The sequence below is a fragment of the Actinoplanes sp. OR16 genome (genome assembly GCF_004001265.1).
Taxonomy (GTDB): Bacteria; Actinomycetota; Actinomycetes; order Mycobacteriales; family Micromonosporaceae; genus Actinoplanes.
This window is the reverse complement of the sequence record NZ_AP019371.1, coordinates 8,175,241-8,191,031: the sequence shown is the minus strand read 5'-3', so window position 1 is coordinate 8,191,031 and position 15,791 is coordinate 8,175,241. Positions and strand designations below refer to the sequence as shown.

General features: G+C 70.3%; 17 protein-coding genes and 1 pseudogene. 8 read left to right on the top strand and 10 right to left on the bottom strand.

Annotated features, from left to right (window positions below; translation table 11 throughout):
• Positions 1-28: 28 nt before the first annotated feature.
• Complete coding sequence (ribA, locus tag EP757_RS37770) at positions 29-709, bottom strand: GTP cyclohydrolase II (protein ID WP_127553129.1); 681 nt, start codon at positions 707-709, stop codon at positions 29-31.
• Positions 710-829: 120 nt separating this feature from the next.
• Between ribA and EP757_RS37765 the strand changes: the two genes are divergently transcribed.
• Positions 830-1,522, top strand: coding sequence for a dihydrofolate reductase family protein (locus EP757_RS37765; protein ID WP_127553128.1), 693 nt, complete (start codon positions 830-832; stop codon positions 1,520-1,522).
• Positions 1,523-1,839: 317 nt separating this feature from the next.
• On the opposite strand, the gene EP757_RS37760 is transcribed toward EP757_RS37765, so the two are convergent.
• From EP757_RS37760 to EP757_RS44345, 3 genes and pseudogenes are all read right to left on the bottom strand, one after another.
• Positions 1,840-2,931 carry a lysylphosphatidylglycerol synthase transmembrane domain-containing protein gene (locus EP757_RS37760; RefSeq protein ID WP_127553127.1) on the bottom strand — a complete coding sequence of 364 codons (1,092 nt, stop codon included), beginning with the start codon at positions 2,929-2,931 and terminating at the stop codon, positions 1,840-1,842.
• 56 nt (positions 2,932-2,987) lie between these two features.
• The gene (locus EP757_RS37755) at positions 2,988-3,752 is read right to left on the bottom strand and encodes a class I SAM-dependent methyltransferase (RefSeq protein ID WP_127553126.1); all 765 of its coding nucleotides are present in this window, start codon (positions 3,750-3,752) and stop codon (positions 2,988-2,990) included.
• A 130-nt stretch (positions 3,753-3,882) separates the two neighbouring features.
• Positions 3,883-4,329, bottom strand: a pseudogene (locus EP757_RS44345) (glycosyltransferase); the annotation flags it as partial.
• A gap of 501 nt (positions 4,330-4,830) precedes the next feature.
• Between EP757_RS44345 and EP757_RS44930 the strand changes: the two are divergent.
• Positions 4,831-5,175: a hypothetical protein gene (locus EP757_RS44930; protein WP_160166004.1), complete on the top strand. Its 345-nt coding sequence runs from the start codon at positions 4,831-4,833 to the stop codon at positions 5,173-5,175.
• Between the two features lie 227 nt (positions 5,176-5,402).
• Here the strand turns inward: EP757_RS44930 and EP757_RS37740 are convergent, their stop codons facing one another.
• The gene (locus EP757_RS37740; RefSeq protein ID WP_127553125.1) at positions 5,403-5,801 is read right to left on the bottom strand and encodes a 6-carboxytetrahydropterin synthase; all 399 of its coding nucleotides are present in this window, start codon (positions 5,799-5,801) and stop codon (positions 5,403-5,405) included.
• Positions 5,802-5,871: 70 nt separating this feature from the next.
• Positions 5,872-6,849, bottom strand: a complete 978-nt coding sequence (locus tag EP757_RS37735) for a zinc-binding alcohol dehydrogenase (RefSeq protein ID WP_127553124.1) — start codon at positions 6,847-6,849, stop codon at positions 5,872-5,874.
• An 85-nt stretch (positions 6,850-6,934) separates the two neighbouring features.
• On the opposite strand from EP757_RS37735, the gene EP757_RS37730 reads away from it, so the two are divergent.
• Positions 6,935-7,687 (top strand): CDP-alcohol phosphatidyltransferase family protein, encoded by a 753-nt coding sequence (locus tag EP757_RS37730; protein ID WP_127553123.1) that lies wholly within the window; start codon positions 6,935-6,937, stop codon positions 7,685-7,687.
• Between the two features lie 88 nt (positions 7,688-7,775).
• Here the strand turns inward: EP757_RS37730 and EP757_RS37725 are convergent, their stop codons facing one another.
• Positions 7,776-8,660 (bottom strand): ABC transporter substrate-binding protein, encoded by an 885-nt coding sequence (locus EP757_RS37725; RefSeq protein WP_127553122.1) that lies wholly within the window; start codon positions 8,658-8,660, stop codon positions 7,776-7,778.
• An 80-nt stretch (positions 8,661-8,740) separates the two neighbouring features.
• On the opposite strand from EP757_RS37725, the gene EP757_RS37720 reads away from it, so the two are divergent.
• Positions 8,741-9,613: an endonuclease/exonuclease/phosphatase family protein gene (locus tag EP757_RS37720; protein ID WP_232050215.1), complete on the top strand. Its 873-nt coding sequence runs from the start codon at positions 8,741-8,743 to the stop codon at positions 9,611-9,613.
• A gap of 671 nt (positions 9,614-10,284) precedes the next feature.
• Here EP757_RS37720 and EP757_RS37715 read toward each other — a convergent pair.
• Together EP757_RS37715 and EP757_RS44335 are read right to left on the bottom strand one after the other, a co-directional pair.
• A complete protein-coding gene (locus EP757_RS37715) occupies positions 10,285-10,860 on the bottom strand; it encodes a hypothetical protein (protein WP_127553121.1) in 576 nt (191 codons plus the stop codon).
• A gap of 153 nt (positions 10,861-11,013) precedes the next feature.
• Positions 11,014-12,099 carry an alpha/beta fold hydrolase gene (locus tag EP757_RS44335; RefSeq protein WP_232050214.1) on the bottom strand — a complete coding sequence of 362 codons (1,086 nt, stop codon included), beginning with the start codon at positions 12,097-12,099 and terminating at the stop codon, positions 11,014-11,016.
• Between the two features lie 75 nt (positions 12,100-12,174).
• Here EP757_RS44335 and EP757_RS37700 point away from each other — a divergent pair, with 75 nt between their 5' ends.
• The gene (locus tag EP757_RS37700; RefSeq protein WP_127553120.1) at positions 12,175-12,504 is read left to right on the top strand and encodes a hypothetical protein; all 330 of its coding nucleotides are present in this window, start codon (positions 12,175-12,177) and stop codon (positions 12,502-12,504) included.
• Here the strand turns inward: EP757_RS37700 and EP757_RS37695 are convergent.
• A complete protein-coding gene (locus EP757_RS37695) occupies positions 12,473-12,841 on the bottom strand; it encodes a hypothetical protein (RefSeq protein WP_127553119.1) in 369 nt (122 codons plus the stop codon). The genes EP757_RS37700 and EP757_RS37695 overlap by 32 nt on opposite strands.
• 191 nt (positions 12,842-13,032) lie before the next feature.
• Between EP757_RS37695 and EP757_RS37690 the strand changes: the two genes are divergently transcribed.
• The 3 genes from EP757_RS37690 to EP757_RS37680 all read left to right on the top strand — a co-directional run bounded on the left by EP757_RS37690 (position 13,033) and on the right by EP757_RS37680 (position 15,739).
• The gene (locus EP757_RS37690) at positions 13,033-13,302 is read left to right on the top strand and encodes a hypothetical protein (RefSeq protein WP_127553118.1); all 270 of its coding nucleotides are present in this window, start codon (positions 13,033-13,035) and stop codon (positions 13,300-13,302) included.
• Positions 13,303-13,397: 95 nt separating this feature from the next.
• Positions 13,398-14,840: a nucleobase:cation symporter-2 family protein gene (locus EP757_RS37685; protein ID WP_127553117.1), complete on the top strand. Its 1,443-nt coding sequence runs from the start codon at positions 13,398-13,400 to the stop codon at positions 14,838-14,840.
• A gap of 365 nt (positions 14,841-15,205) precedes the next feature.
• Positions 15,206-15,739: an SMI1/KNR4 family protein gene (locus EP757_RS37680; RefSeq protein ID WP_127553116.1), complete on the top strand. Its 534-nt coding sequence runs from the start codon at positions 15,206-15,208 to the stop codon at positions 15,737-15,739.
• Positions 15,740-15,791: the final 52 nt, after the last annotated feature.

Sequence of the window (15,791 nt, the reverse complement as noted above, 5' to 3'; positions counted from 1 at the left end):
CGGAGTGAGCGCCAGAAGGCGCCAGAGGTCACTCTGCCAGGGGCAGTTCAATCGTGTGAGCGGTGTGCGAGGCCTTGACACTCAGGTATCGCACGTTCGCCGCCGACAGGTGCACGCCCGTCGGGATCCGCTGCGTCACGTCGATGCCGAGGCCCTCCAGCTGCTTCGCCTTGTCCGGGTTGTTGCTGAGCAGGCGCACCCGGTCCACACCGAGCGCCAGCAGCATCTGCGCCGCCGCGGTGTAGTCCCGTTCGTCCTCGCCCCGTCCCAATGCGACATTCGCCTCGTACGTGTCGAGGCCGTCGTCCTGCAGCGCATACGCGTCCAGCTTCGCGTACAGGCCGATGCCCCGCCCCTCCTGCCGCAGGTAGAGCAGGAAACCACCCTGCTCGGCGATCCGCTCGACGGCCTCCCGCAGCTGCGGCCCGCAATCACAGCGCTGGCTGCCGAACACGTCGCCGGTCAGGCACTCGCTGTGCGGCCGGACCAGCGGCGCCCGCCCGCCTGCCGCCGACTTGGTGAGGGCCCGCTGCCAGTCACCCAGCCCCAGAGCCAGGTGCTCCTTCCCGTCAGCCAGCCCGTCGAAGGTCATCACCCGTGCGCTGGTGGCGTAGCCGTCCGGAAAACGCAGCGGCACGGTGACCTGCCGCCGGATGGTCGCCTTCGCCGTCATCTCCGTGGCATCCAGTGCTTCCGGGGCTTCGAACATCGGTCCTCCTCGTTGGTTCCCGCCGGCCGCCCAGCCGTTTGAGTCCCGGCTTCCGCTGGGCAGCCATGCTGTCTCTGCCCAAAGATCGGCTGCGGCATGCCCACGGACTATCGTGGTGTGGTGGCTGAGCGTCCTTACGTCCTTCTGAGCTGTGGAATGTCGATCGACGGCTATCTGGACGACGCCTCCGGCGAGCGGCTGCTCCTCTCGAACGACGCCGACTTCGACCGGGTCGACGAGATCCGCGCCGGCTGCGACGCGATCCTGGTCGGCGCCTCGACGATCCGCTCGGACAACCCGCGCCTGCTCGTCCGATCCGCGGAACGCCGGGCCGCCCGGATTGCCCGCGGTGAGCATCCGGACCCGGTCAAGGTCACCGTAACCAGCAGCTGCCACCTCGATCCACAGGCTTCGTTCTTCACCACCGGCGAATCCGCGAAACTCGTCTACTGCGCCACCCCGGCCGTCGACAAAGCCCGGCAACTCCTCGGCGCCGTCTCGACCGTCGTGGACGGCGGCGACCCCGTCGGCGTCCACCGCGTCTGCGACGACCTGGCCGCCCGCGGAATCCGCCGCCTGATGGTCGAAGGCGGCGGCCGCATGCACACCCAGTTCCTCACCGCGGGCCTGGCCGACGAACTCCAGCTGGTGATCGCCCCACTCTTCGTCGGCGACTCCCGCGCCCCGAGATTCGTCCACGACGGCGTCTTCCCGTGGGGCCCCGCGAACCGCGCGGGCCTGGCCGAAGTACGCCAGATCGGCGACGTGGTCCTTCTCCGCTACGCCCTCTCGCCCCGCTTCACTCAACTCTGACACTTCGTCCCGGCCGGCCGTGTCCCGGCCGGCCGTGTCCCGGCCGGCCGTGTCCCGGCCGGCCGTGTCCCGGCCGGTCGTGTTCCGGCCGGTCGTGTCCTGGCCGGTCGTGTCCTGGCCGGTCGTGTCCTGGCCGGTCGTGTCCTGGCCGGTCGTGTCCCGGTCGGCCGTGTTCCGGTCGGCCGTGATTCGGCGGGTCGTTTCGCGGCGGGTCGTGTTCCGGCGGGTCGTTTCGCGGGCTGTCGTTTCGCGAGCGGGTGTCTCGCGGGCGGGTGTCTCGCGGGCGGCGCTGAGCGGGACGAGTGCTAGCGGGTGGATCAAGCGGCGACACCACCGGAGTAGGCCGGCTGGCGCACCACGGTCCGCCGGATGACGGGGATCGGCGCGGGAACGATGATCGGCAGCGCCGCCATGACAGGAGCCGGTGAGATCGGAGCGGCCACCCGTACCGACTCGATCGAAGGCTCGACCACGACGGCCTTGGGCCGCGTCAGCACCCGGGCCAGGACGATGGCCGCGCCCGGGGCTGCCGCCACGAAGGCGAGGATCCCGTAGGCGACCGCGATCGTCAGCCCCTGCGCCGCACTCAGTCCCGCCGCGCCGAACGCCCAGGCCATCACGCCCTCGCGCGGACCCCAGCCGCCCACGTTCACCGGCAGGCCCATCGCGATCAGCGCCAGGAGCAGCAGCGGCGCGAGCTGAAGCAGCGAGGCGGCACTTCCGGCGGCCCGCGCAGCCACCATGAACGTCGCCAGGTGCCCGGCCAGCACCGCGGCCGAGGCGAGCAGCACACCCGGGCCGTTCTGCCGGGAGAGCAGGCCCACGCGGATCTCGCTCATCCCCGTCCGCGCTGCCTTCGCCGCCCGCGACGCGCCCTGACGCAGACGCCGCAGCGCCAGCATCGCGAGCCCGCCGGCCACCAGGATGGCCGCGCTCACTGCCGCGGCCACCGCTGCGTGCTCCTTCAGCAGGGACAGGACCGGAGACGGTACGAGCAACAGCACCAGTGCGCCGACGACAAGCAGAACCAGCTGTCCCGCCGTCCGCTCCAGGACCACGGCCCGGACCCCGCGCCCCAGATCGCCCTCATCCCGGCCGTGCCGCACTGCCCGGCCGACGTCACCGAGAACGCCACCCGGCAGAGCCGCGTTCAAGAACAGCGCCTGGTAGTAGTCGGCCGTCGCCGCCCGCAGCGAGAGCTTCATGCCGAGACCGCGAGCGACGAGGCACCAGCGCCACGCGCTCAGCAGCGTCGTCGCCGCACCGATGCCGAGAGCCGTGACGAGGGCGCCCGCGTCGAGCACCCGAAGCCCGTCCAGGAACGCGCCGGTGCCCAGCCGCCACAGCACCAGAGCCAGAATGCCGGCGCCGCCCAGCAGGCGGGCCCAGGCCCAGATCGATCGCCCCACGTCTTCGTCCCCTCGTCGCTCTCGAGGACTAGTACGCCGGATCCGCCGGGTCTGGTTCAGATGAAGATCGCTAAAACATCCTGATGGCCGACCGAAGCGTGCGGAACCGCTGCCAGGCGGCGCTGCAGATAGTCCGCCACCGGAAGCTCCGGGCTCTGCTCGGCGGCCGCTCCGGTCCAGCCGCGCAGCCACTCCGCGGTCAGGTCCGGACGGGCCGGACCCAGCCGCCACGCGCTCTCCCCTGTGACCACGCGCGCGCCCGCCTTCTCGAACGCGGAAACCGCGAACGCCGGCGCGTCCGGCCCGAGCAGCCGCCGCCCACCGGTCTTGCGGCGCTGATGCTCGTTGAACGCCGCCTCCACCTCCCGATCGAGCGGATCCTCCGGGACGAGCCGCACCTCGCCGGTCACCGAGAGGGTGAAGAGGGCGTTGACCCGGGCCTCGGCACAGACCGCGACCAGTCCCTCCACTTCCGCGGCAGTGAGGACGTCGAGCAGCGCCGAGCAGGTGACCAGGTCGGCGCCGGCGAGGTCCTCCACCGTGAGGTCGGTGACGTCGCGCAGGTGAGTGCTGACCGTGACCTGCGGCGGCATCCCGTCGGCGGCGAGTTGGAGCAGCGCCGGGTCGCGATCCGTCATGATCCAGTGCTGCGGCATCGGGAGGCGGGGTGCCAGCCAGCGGCCCATCGAACCGGTGCCACAGCCGAGATCCCGGATCACCGTGATGCCGGTGGGCAGCTCGCGCAGCAGACCGGAATCACGCGCGTCGGCGTCGGCGGGCTCGCGCAGGGCGAGCCAATCGGGGCTGAACTCTCCGGTCATCGTGAATCTCCGTCCATCGTGGCGGCCGTGGCAGGTGACCGGGCCGCCGGTTTCGTCGGGCGTCTGTCGTCAGGAAGCAGCTTGCTCTCGGGCGCCTAACACGGGCCGAACGGATGTCGTCATGCTGGTGTTAGGCCGGGCGGCGTAGCGTTCTGCGTGCCGGGTCGAGGATTGCGGCGATCTGCCTCGCGGTCTCGTCCCAGCTGGTCAGGTGCTCGCGGCGGATCCGGGCCGCGGCGCGCCAGCGGTCTCGCAGGGCGGGGTCGGTGAGCCACTCGTGCAGGGTCCGCGCGAGGGCCTCCGGGTCGCCGGGAGGCAGGAGGCGGCCTGGTGGTCCTTGGGGCGTGGTGCCCAGGGCTTCCGGGACGCCGCCGACGTCGGTGGCCACTACGGGGAGGCCGCGGGCCAGGGCCTCGGTGACGACCATGCCGTATGTCTCGGCGCGTGAAGGGAGGATGAAGAGGTCGGCGTTCGCATAGGCGGCGTCCAGTGCGGGACCGGTGAGAGGACCGGCCAGCCGAACGCCGGGAATCACCTCCGGCACCGCCGGACCAGCGCCCACAAGGGTGCACGTCCACGGCGGGGCGCCCTCCGGTGAGGCCGAGGCCGCCTGAGGGGATGCGGCTTCGTGTGAGGCGGAGGTCGCTTGGGGGGATGCGGTTTCCTGTGAGGCGGAGGTCGCCTGAGGGGATGCGGTTTCCTGCGAGGCGGAGGTCGCCTGAGGGGATGCGGTTTCCTGCGAGGCGGAGGTCGCCTGGGGGGATGCGGTTTCCTGCGAGGCGGAGGTCGCCTGAGGGGATGCGGCTTCGTGCGAGGCCGAGGCCACCTGAGGGCGTGCAGTTGGCCGCGCGGGTCCGGCGGTCTGTGGAGGTGCGGCCTGATCCGGGTCCTTCGCCGGGTGCGCGGGATCGGCGGGGCGCAGGAGCGGTGACATCTGCTTGAGGGCCGCTACCAGGACGTCCTGGCCCTTGCGGTGGGTGAGGGACGCGACGGTCAGGAAGCGGGCGCCTTCCGGGGACGGTACGGCCGACGGCGCCGGGTCCACCCCTGGCGGGACTGCGTGAACGCCGGACAGGCCGTGCAACTGTTCGACACGGCGGGCTGCCTGGGTGCTGGTGGCGATGACGGTCGAGGCGAGGTGAAGGGCGCGGCGCTCGAGGAGTTCGAGTTCGGCGGCCTCCTGCTCGGACAGGGAGGTTTCGTCGGCCAAGGGGAGGTGGACCAGGATCACCAGGCGAAGACGGGTTGCATGCGGTTCCAGGACGTCGGGGATCGCGCACGCCACCAGACCGTCGAGGAGAACGGTTTCGCCGCCGGGGATGGATTCGAGGGCTGCGGCCACGGCGTTTCGCGGGCCCTGATCAGGGCGGGGCCAGTCACCGGCGACGGCTATCTCGCGCACAGCCATACCCCGAGGGGCTGACGCACGCGAGGAATCCGTCGGCGCGGATGCCGCTTGCGCCGGACTCGGCTGCCCCGGACTCGGCTGCCCCGGAGCCGACTGCCCCGGACTCGGCTGCGCCGGTCTCGACTGCGCTGAGGGCATCTGCGGAAGGGAGGACAGGCGGCGGAGGACTTCGCGGTCGTAGCGGTTGCCGCCACTCGGGGCTGCCGGGTCGTCGATGTTGCCCGGCAGCACCGCGTGCAGGATCACAGCGTTCGCTCGTAGCTTGCCCAAGCGATGTGTGACTCGTGCAGGGTTACCGAGAGGCCGGTCAGGCCGGTCGCGCCGGGGCCTAGTTCGCCGGCCTGGATGCGGACTGCCAGGCGGTCGGCGATGACCTTCGCGAGGAACTCGGTGGAGGTGTTGACGCCGGAGAACTCCGGGTCGTCGTCGAGGTTGCGGTAACTGAGCGTGGAGCAGATCGTGTGCAGCTGCTCGCCGGCCCGGCCGATGTCGACCACGATGTTGTCGTCGTCCAGTTCGGGGCGGCGGAACGTCGCGTCCACCACGAAGGTGGCGCCGTGCAGACGCTGCGCCGGTCCGAAGACCTCGCCGGAGAAGCTGTGCGCGATCATGATGTGGTCGCGGACGGTGACGCTGAACAAGTGATCGTCTCCCTGGGTGTAGCAGGTCAGCAGGAACAGCCGGTACTACGGTTACCCCGGTCCTTAAAGATCAATTCCCGCCGGGGTAGTCGATCACGTGGCAGAGGGCCGGCAGTGAACCGTCGGCCAGCCGGGGGAGTGTCTTCGGCAGGTCCTCGAAGCTCGACCGCCCACTGATCAAGGCTTCGAAGCGGGAGTCCTGGAGAAGGTTCAGGGCGAGTTTCAGCCGGTCGGCGTAGTCGCGGCGCCGATCGGGGCGGATGCCGCCGACCTGGCTGCTGCGGATCGTGAGCCGGCGGGAGTGGAAGTGCTCGCCGAGCGGGATCGCCACCTGACGGTCGCCGTGCCAGCTGAGCTCGACGACCGTGCCCTCGGGGCGGAGAAGTTCGAGTGATCGGGCGAGCCCGGCCTGGGTCGCGCTCGCGTGGATCACCAGGTCGCGGTCCTCACGAGCACGGCCGGGGGTGGCGAAGCCGATCGCCAGGGACGTGGCGATCGCCTCTCGGCTGGTGTCGGTGTCGACGAGTTGGACGTCGGCGCCCGGGAAACCGGCGAGGACCGCCGCGACCGAGAGGCCGACCATGCCACCGCCGACCACGGTGATCCGGTCGCCGAGCTGCGGGTGTGCGTCCCAGACCGCGTTGACCGCTGTCTCCACGGTTCCGGTCAGCACTGCCCGATCAGCGGGCACGCCGTCCGGGAGGACAGTCACGGCGGTGGCCGGTACGACGTACCGAGTCTGATGGGGGAAAAGGCAGAAAACGGTCTTCCCGACGAGATCGGGGACGCCGGCCTCCACGACGCCGACGTTCAGATAGCCGTATTTCACCGGGGCCGGGAAATCGCCCTCCTGGAAGGGCGCGCGCATCGTCGACCACTGGCTCTCCGGCACCCGACCTTGGAACACCAGCGTCTCGGTGCCGCGGCTCACCCCGGAGTGGAGCGTTCGCACCAGGACTTCACCCGGCCCGGGATCCGGCAGCTCCACGGTGCGTATCTCGCCCGTTCCCGGGCAAGTCATCCAGAAGGCACGGGCCGACTTCGACAAGGAGTTGGTCCTCTCTGTGAACCGATCATGCCCCGCGAGCGTGTCAATCGGGGACAGCGGCTAAACCCTACGTCCAGGAGGAACGGTGACCATCAGTACCGCCACGACCACGACGAGTCCATCCCGGGCTCCGCTGGCCGGCTTCACCGCCCAGCTCGTCCTGCTGGCGGTCCTCGCGGTCTACTCCGGCTTGAGCAGCTGGGGATGGGTGGCGGGGGTCGCGTTCGGTGTCGTCCTGTGCGGGCTGCTGAACCGCGCCGCCCTGCCGTCGCTCGGCTGGGCCAACATGGTCACTTTCGGACGCGCGATCCTGACCGGCGGCGTCTTCGCCCTCGTCGCCTCGGCCGCGTCCGGTGTCGTCGTCCCGGCCGCGCTGCTGGTCACGATCGCGGCGGTCGCGCTGGCCATGGACGGTGTCGACGGGCAGGTGGCCCGGCGTACCGGAACCAGTTCGGCGTTCGGCGCGCGGTTCGACATGGAGGTCGACGCGTTCCTCATCCTGGTGCTCAGCGTCGCGGCCGCCCTCGAATTCGGGTGGTGGGCCCTCGCGATCGGCGCCTTCCGCTACCTCTTCGTCGCCGCCTCGTGGGCGCTGCCCTGGCTGAACGCGGCGCTCCCGCCCCGCTTCGGGCGCAAGGTCGTCGCCGCTCAGCAGGGCGTCATGCTGGCGGTCGTGGTCAGCGGACTGCTGCCGGTCTGGCTCGCGGTCGCCGCGCTCGTCATCGCGCTCGGGTCGCTGACCTGGTCGTTCGGCCGGGACATCGCGTGGCTCTACCAGGCGTCGCGGGTCCGGCACTCGGCGCGCAGCCGCTGGTCCGCCGCGCTCGTCACCCAGTAGTCCCGTTCGACCGGCGGCTTTCGCAGGCGGCCCAGGAACTCAGGCGACTCGGGCGGTTTTTCGCAGGCGGCCCACGAACTCAGGCGGCTTACGCGACTCGGGCGACGGTGCCGGGCGGCGCGGGCGGGACGGCCTCCGGATGCAGGATCGCCGCTATCGCCTCCACACCGTCGATCAGTCGCGGTCCCGGGCGCACCACGAGACCGTCGCCGTCGATCGCCCAGATCTCGGCGTCCGGGAAGTGCCGGCGTACCGCCTCGGCCTGCCGGACCGCCCCGTCCAAGTGGTAACCGCACGGCGTGACCAGCACGACGTCCGGCTTCGGCGCGGTCAATTCCGGCCAGGACATCTGCACCGATCGCCGCCCCGGACGCGCTGCCACCGGTTCGCCACCCGCCGCCGTGATCAGATCCGGCACCCAGTGGCCCGCACCGAACGGCGGATCCACCCATTCGACGACGGCCACCTTCGGGCGCGCGCGGCCTTCGACCGCCGCGGCCACCCGCGCGAGACGTTGCTTCAGGCGAGCGGTCAGGTCACTGCCCTTCTCCGGTACGCCGACCGCCCGCGCGACCTCCTCGAACGTCGCAAGAACCTCGTCCAGCGTGTGCGGATCCAGGGACAGCACGTCGGAGCGGCACCCCAGATGAGCGAGCGCGTCGTCGACGTGTCCCGACGGCAGCGCACACACGCGGCACAGGTCCTGCGTGAGGATCAGGTCTGGGGCCAGCCCGGCGAGCGCGTCGGCGTGCAACGTGTAGAGATCGCCACCAGCGGCCATCTGCGTCCGCACGTAGTCGTCGATCTCCGCCGGTGTCATCGACCCGGTGTCACGCCCGCCGACCACCACCGCCTTCTCGGACCGGGCGGCAGCCGGCTCGTCACACTCGAACGTCACGCCGACCAGGTCGTCCCCCAGCCCGAGGGCGTAGACGATCTCAGTAGCCGACGGCAGCAAGGACACGAGTCGCATACCCCCCATCCTGCCCGTCCCGGAGCCCCGCCCATAGCCGATCCCGATCCGGAGGTGCGCGGGCCTGGCACGATGGCGCGGTGCCAGTAGTCGTCGCCGCCATGCTTCTCCTTCATCGAGCGGTGCCGGGTGGCAGTCTGCTGGAGACGTTCCTGCCCTGGCTCGGTCTGGCGATCCCCTTTCTGCTGGTAGTAGCGGTGTTCCGCACTCTCCGCTCGCTGATCGCGGTGTTGCTCCCACTCGTGATCTGGCTCGGGATGTTCGGGTCACGGATCGTTCCCGCGCCCGATGACGTCCCGCACGACCTCGTCGCGGTGCAGCACAACGTCAGCGACGAGAATCCCGATCCGGTGGGCACGGTTCGGACGCTGATCGCCTCCGGCCCGGACTTCGTCGGTGTCGAGGAGATCACTCCGGAGGTGGTGCCCGTCTATGCCGCGGCGTTCGGTGAGAGGTATCCCCACTTCACCGTGCAGGGGACGGTCGGGCTCTGGTCGCGGTATCCGCTCTCCTCGGCACGCCTCCTCGACATCCGGCCCGGCTCGCTCGGCCCGGATTGGAACCGTGGTCTTCGCGCGGTGGCGAGCACCCCGCATGGTGACGTGGCGGTCTATGTGGTGCACCTTCCCTCCGTACGCCTGAATCCGCTCGGTCTTGAATCCACCCGCCGGGACGAGAGCGCCCGCAAGCTGACCGCCGCCCTCGCCGCTGAGCCGCTGGAGCGTGTGCTCCTGCTCGGCGACCTGAACAGCACCGTCGACGACCGCACACTCGAACCGATCCTGGCCCGCCTGAACACCGCCGTGTCCGGGTTCGCCTTCAGCTGGCCGGCCGCCACCCCTCTCGCTCGAATCGATCACGTCATGGCAGCCGACATGACCGTCGTCAGCGTCCGCACACTCCCGCGAACCGGCAGCGACCACCTGCCGGTGATCGCCCGCATCCGCCTCTGACCCACCTGCCGCCGACCGCCCCGTGAAGCGACTGATCTGCCAGCACCCAGCACTCAGCACCGCCCGCACCCCGCCCGCGATCGAAAAGCCCTCGGCGCTGGTCGGACCTCGCGCTGGTCGGACCTCGCGCTGGTCGGACCTCGCGCTGGTCGGACCTCGCGCTGGTCGGACCTCGCGCTGGTCGAACCTCGCGCTGGCCGGACCTCGCGCTGGTCGGACCTCGCGCTGGTCGGACCTCGCGCTGGTCGGACCTCGCGCTGGTCGAACTTCGCGCTGGAAGGACTGAAGCTGGGCCGACCTGCCGCTGGTCGGACTTCGCGCTGGAAGGACCTGAAGCCGGGCTGACCTGACGCCGGGGCTGACCTGACGCTGGTCGGACCTGACGCTGGTCGGACCTGACGCTGGTCGGACCTGACGCTGGTCGAACCGGACGGCGCGACCTGGTGACGAACCGCGCCTGGGCTGGCTCGGCCTGCCGCGTGGATGGCCTGGCGGCGGGACAGGGCGTGGCAGGGGAGACAGGGCGTGGCGGGGGTGGTCAGCGTCTCTGGGGCTGACTCGGCCTGCCGCGTGGGACAGGGCGTGGCGGGACTGGGCGTGGCGGGACTGGGCGTGGCGGGACAGGGCGTTGGCGGGACAGGGCGTTGGCAGGACTGGGCGTGACGTGGTGGTCAGCGTCTCAGGCCGGCCAGTAGTGCTAGGCCTGCGATCACCGAGCCTGCGCAAGCGCCCATGTAGAGGACCAGGAGGCCCAGGCCGCTGCTGAAGCCGGCGACGACCAGGGCTGTCAGGAGCGCGCCTGCTACTGAGCCTGTGGTCAGAACCCAGGCGGCGACTTTTTGGGCGGGGGTCCAGCTTGCGGAGCCGGTCGCCATCAGCATGCCCGCTCCGGGAGCGACGACGGGCAGGATGAAAGCGCCCGCGATCAGCAGGGCCACCGCTGCGTGGTCGGCGCCGGTGCCACGGGAAGGGCGCGGCGGAGACGGCGGGAAGGACGGCGCAGGGAGGCGCAGATGGGTCGGGGTGCCGCCTCGGCGGACGGCCTCGGCCAGCTGTTCGGGCGGGCCTAAGCGGCTGATCACGCGGGCCGGGTCGTCGGCCAGGTCGTGGCGCAGGGCGATGTAGCCGGTGACGGTGTTCATCAGCTCGTCTCTCGCCTCGGGCGTGAGGTCGTCGCTGGCCGCCCAGAGCGCGGCGAGGTAGTCGAGGACGAGGGTGTCGGCATGGGCGAGCGGAGCCGCGGTCATCGTTTCCTCCAGGCTTGGCGATGCCAGTTCGGCGATGCCGCCCAGCATCCCGCTTCGCCCGGCCCCGGCGCATCGGACCAGGGTCGTATCCGTGGGTTCCGATGTAGAACTTTCGGCCTACGCCCGGAGGCCCATGCCGGAAGGCCCACGCCCCTACGGCTGGATGATCTCGTCTAGGACGGTCTCCCAGACCGCTCGGGGCGGCAGTTCGTGACCCACTCCTTCGAGCCAGACGAGGCGGGCGCCGGGAATCGCGTCCGCCAGCTCTCGCGGATGCTCGGCCGGGAACCGCCGGTCCAGCGTGCCGTGCAGGACCACGGTCGGGGCCACGATCGCGGCGAGTCGATCGCGGACCGGGGGCCCGTATCCCGCTCGCTGGTGGTTGAGACGGCTCGCGGCCAGGTCGGGGGTCCGGTCGAAGACGCGCTCGGCGAGGCGTCGGAGCTGCGGTTCGGCCGCGGTGAAGGGGCCGCCGCGCTCACGGATCTCGGCGATCAGGCCGGTCACCGCGGCTCGGCGATCCGCCCAGTCCACATCCGCGATGGAGTCGTCCGCGGGAAGGACCACCGTGGCGGGCGCAGCGGCAGGAGAACCTGCAGAGGCAGCGGCAGGAGAACCTGCAGAGGCAGCGGCAGGAGAACCTGCAGAGGCAGCGGCAGGAGCGGATTGCGGGAGGCTGCCTGCGGGGTGCGGTACGACGTGCTGAAGGCGGCCGGGCGTGGCAGGCAGGGCACGACCGGCCGGTGGGATGGGCGCGGAAGGGTGCGGGCGCATCGTCAGCGGGGCGGGTTCGCCGGTGCACGGCGGCGCCGGCTCACCGGAGCCCGCGCTGGTGGAGATCAGGGTGAGGCTGAGGACACGGTCCGGGTGTTCGACGGCGATGCGTTGCGCGATGCCGCCGCCGAGGGCGAAGCCGACGAGATGGGCCGAGGGAAGATCGAGCCCATCCAGTACGCCCAGAGCATCGTTCATCAGATCGACCCCGGAATAGGCGGCCGCACCCACCGGGAAGCAGGTGGATCGCCCGGTGTCACGGTGGTCGTAGCGCACCACGAACCGGGCGCCGGCCGCGAGTCGCCGGCAGAACTCGTCGTCCCACCAGTCCATCGAACTGGCGTCCCCGGCCAGGAGCAGCAACGGGGGATCGGTAGGCTCGCCGAACGTCTCTACACACACCTCTATGCCGTTGACCGGCATCATCGTCTCGGTCACCACGAGGATCATTGTGGCGAGACTCACTTGCGGGCACGTTAAATGGACATCACATCGCGTGACACCTTGACGTGCTTAGCTGGCCTCGTGCAGATTCCCGATTTGTCCGAGTATGCCGCTCATCGCGTAGAAAACGACGCCGCCTTCGAGGGCGTGGAGGTCCCGGGCCTGCGGGCCGAGTTCTTCCGCCGTCCCGAGGGTGAGCGGGTCGAGTCGGTGGGACGCTACACCTTCGACGGCCGGGATCTGCTGCTCGCGTGGGGCTATGTCGACGAGGAGCACTGCCGGCACAACGCGGTCGTCGCCGCGGACGGCTGCTGGCAGCCGCCTGTCGACGGCTGCCCGCAGGTCGAGCTGATCACCGACGGCCAGGCCGTGGTCGGCCTGGCCGTCCGGTCGCCTAGTGGCGAGTGGGTGCGGGTACGGCGGTAGCCCGTGCCTGGCTGCGAACCACCCGCAGGCTGACGGCCGTGAGGCCGAGCGCGAGCACGAAGAGGGTCAGGTGCAGGTACGGGTTCACGATCGGCACGAATCCGATGATCGCGACGGGTATCTGCACCACGGCGATGAGGGCTGCCAGTAGCCAGCGCCGGCTACCGGTCCACAGCAGGGCCGTCCACACCGGCGCCGAGGCGACCAGGAGTGTCAGGCCGTCCAGCAGGGCGTGCAGGGCCGGACTGGCGACTCTGTTGTGCGCGAACGCTTGCGCGGGCGCGGCGATCCAGAGACCGGCGAGGACGAAGGTCAGGACGAGAGCGGCACGACGCATGGGATCCCTCCAGCGTTACTAAACCGTTGCTCCGAGTAATCAACGTACAGAACCCCCATAGACCGCGTAAAGGCCTCACGTGTATTCATTCGTGCTCTTGGGGGCATCACTCTCCGTGTCACTCTTTGTGCCGCTGATCTCGACCGATCGGCTGGTTGGACACGTTCAGTGATGATGACTAGCCTGCTGCTATGCGGTTGATGGAGTCGATGATGGCGGCGGCGATCACGGTGAGTGTTTCCGGCGTTTCTTACGCTGCGTTGAACCCCGAGAAGATCATGGGCGATGTCCAGCAGGTCGCGGACCAGGCGACCTGCCGGACGGTGGACACGGCGATCGTCGGGTACGAGGCGGTCACCGGTGAGGCGCCCACGAAGATCGCGCAGCTGCGTGACTACGTCCGGGGTGATATCTCGGGCTACGTCATCAAGAACGGGATGGCTGCCGGCCCGGGTTGCTGATCAAGTTAATCGACAGGTAACACTTCATCGATTGGTGTAAACAAACCGGGCCGAGAATCCGCGGGACTTTACTTCCACGCGGAAGGATTTTCTCGATGTCCGAAGCGGTGACCCGACACCCGGTCGATCAGCGCCTGCCGTACGCCCGCCTCGCGGTGCTCGGCCTCCAGCACGTCCTCGTCATGTACGCCGGCTGCGTCGCCGTCCCGCTGATCGTCGGCGGCGCGCTCAAGCTCGACGCGAGCACCATCGCGATCCTGGTCAACGCCGACCTGTTCGTGGCCGGCCTGATCACGATCGTGCAGAGCCTCGGGATCGGCAGGATCCTCGGGGTACGCCTGCCGGTCGTCGCGGGCGCCACGTTCGCCGCGCTCAACCCGATGATCCTGATCGGCGGCAAGTACGGGATGCCCGCCATCTACGGCGCGTTCCTCGTCTCCGGCGTCTTCGGCCTGCTCATCGCCAGGCCGTTCGCGAAGATCATCCACCTCTTCCCGCCGCTGGTCACCGGCACCGTCATCACGGTCATCGGCCTGTCGCTCATCGACGCCGGCGCCGGACTGATCGCCGGGAACAACGAGGAGGCGCCCGGCTACGGCGATCTCGGCAACCTCGCGCTGGCCGGCGGCATCATCCTGATGATCGTCCTGATCAACCGGTTCGCCCGCGGCTTCCTGGTGTCGCTCTCGGTACTGCTCGGCCTGCTCTTCGGCGTGATCGTCGCGGCCTTCATGGGCCTCGTCGACTTCTCCGGCGTCGGCCAGGCGAGCTGGTTCGGACTGGCGCGGCCGTTCTACTTCGGGCCGCCGGAGTTCCAGGCCGCCGCGATCATCTCGATGTGCATCGTCATGCTGATCATCTACGTCGAGTCGACGGCCGACATGATCGCTGTCGGCCAGGCGGTCGGTAAGCCGCCCACCGAGAAGGACATCGCCCGCGGTCTCGCCGCCGACGGCCTCTCCGGCATCCTGGCCGGTGTCTTCAACTCCTTCCTCGACACGGCGTTCGCCCAGAACGTCGGCCTCGTCCAGGTCACCCGGGTCCGCAGCCGGTACGTCGTCACCGCGGCCGGCGTCATCCTGGTGCTGCTCGGCCTCATCCCGAAGCTCGGCGAAGTGATCGCCGCAGTGCCCGGACCGGTCATCGGCGCGGCGGCCCTCGTCATGTTCGCCACGGTCACCGCTGTCGGCATCCGCAGCCTGCGCAAGGTCGAGTTCGACGGCAACAACAACCTGCTGATCATCGCGATCTCGATCGGCGCCGGCATGGTTCCGGTGGTCGCGCCGAACTTCTACAGCAAGATGCCGGACGAGCTCCAGATCATCTTCGGCAGCTCGATCACCACGACCGTCATCGTCGTCTTCCTCCTGAACCTCCTTTTCAACGGCCCCGCGAAGCCCCGGGCGACCGAGCCCGGACCGGCGGATCCGGTCCCGGCCACCTCCGAGGCATCCCATCCTGACGCGGCCGCCACGGCGACCGCACCGCCCGAATCCGCACCATCAGAAGCGGCGCCTTCCGGGCCCGCGAAGGCCTGAGAGCCGGGCAGGCACGGGCGGGAGGGAACAAGGCACAAGGCCGAGCGGAGGAAGGAAGCGGGCGAAGAGGAGCTCGGGAAAGGAGCTCGGGAGAGAGGGCTCGGGAAAGAGGGTTCGGGACGCGGCCGTGCGGCTGGAGCGGCGGGGTGGGCTCGGGACGCGGCCGAGCGGCTGGAGCGGTGGGGCGGGGTGGGGTTGGGTTGGGGCGCAACCATTTACGCAGGTCGCCCGGGGCGGGGAGCGTTTCGGACGCGTAGCGGCCGGCTCGCCGGGCCGGGCCCTCGGCGTGAGCTGCGGTCTGTACCCACCACCCCGCTGCGACCGGGATCTGAGAAGTTGTCGGACCCGGCTGGTATCACTTTCGCATGGACATCGACCGGAGCCCGGACGCCGCCGTCATCGCCGCGTTGCGGGAGGCGCTGCACGCCGACGACGAGGGCGCGTCGGCGCTGGGCTGGCCCGCTGTGCGCGCGTTCGAGGAGGAGCACGGGGTGACGGTGCCCGAGCCCTACCGGACGTTCGTCGCCGAGGTGTCCGACGGGTCGTTCGCGGGGCCTCCCGACTACGGGCTCGTCGCCCTCGCCGAGGTGCCGGACGACTGGGGTGACGATCGTTCGCAGCGTGTGCTGGCGCGACCGTTCCCGCTGGCCGCGGCGTGGTTGTGGGAGGAGGACGAGGACGCCGACGAGGACCTGATCGAGCAGGTCTTCAACGACGGGTCGATCGTGCTCGGGACGGACGGCTGCGGGATGTACTGGCATCTCGTCGTCTCCGGGCCGCAGCGCGGGCAGGTCTGGATGATCTCCGGGGAGGGCGCGACGCCGTTCGGCGGGGCGGCCGGTTTCGCGGGCTGGGTGCGGCATTGGGCGAGCGGGAAGGGGTGGTTCGACGCCTCCTGATCGGGCACGCGCGGCCGACGTCATACGATCGGCGCGGAAACACCTTCGGACA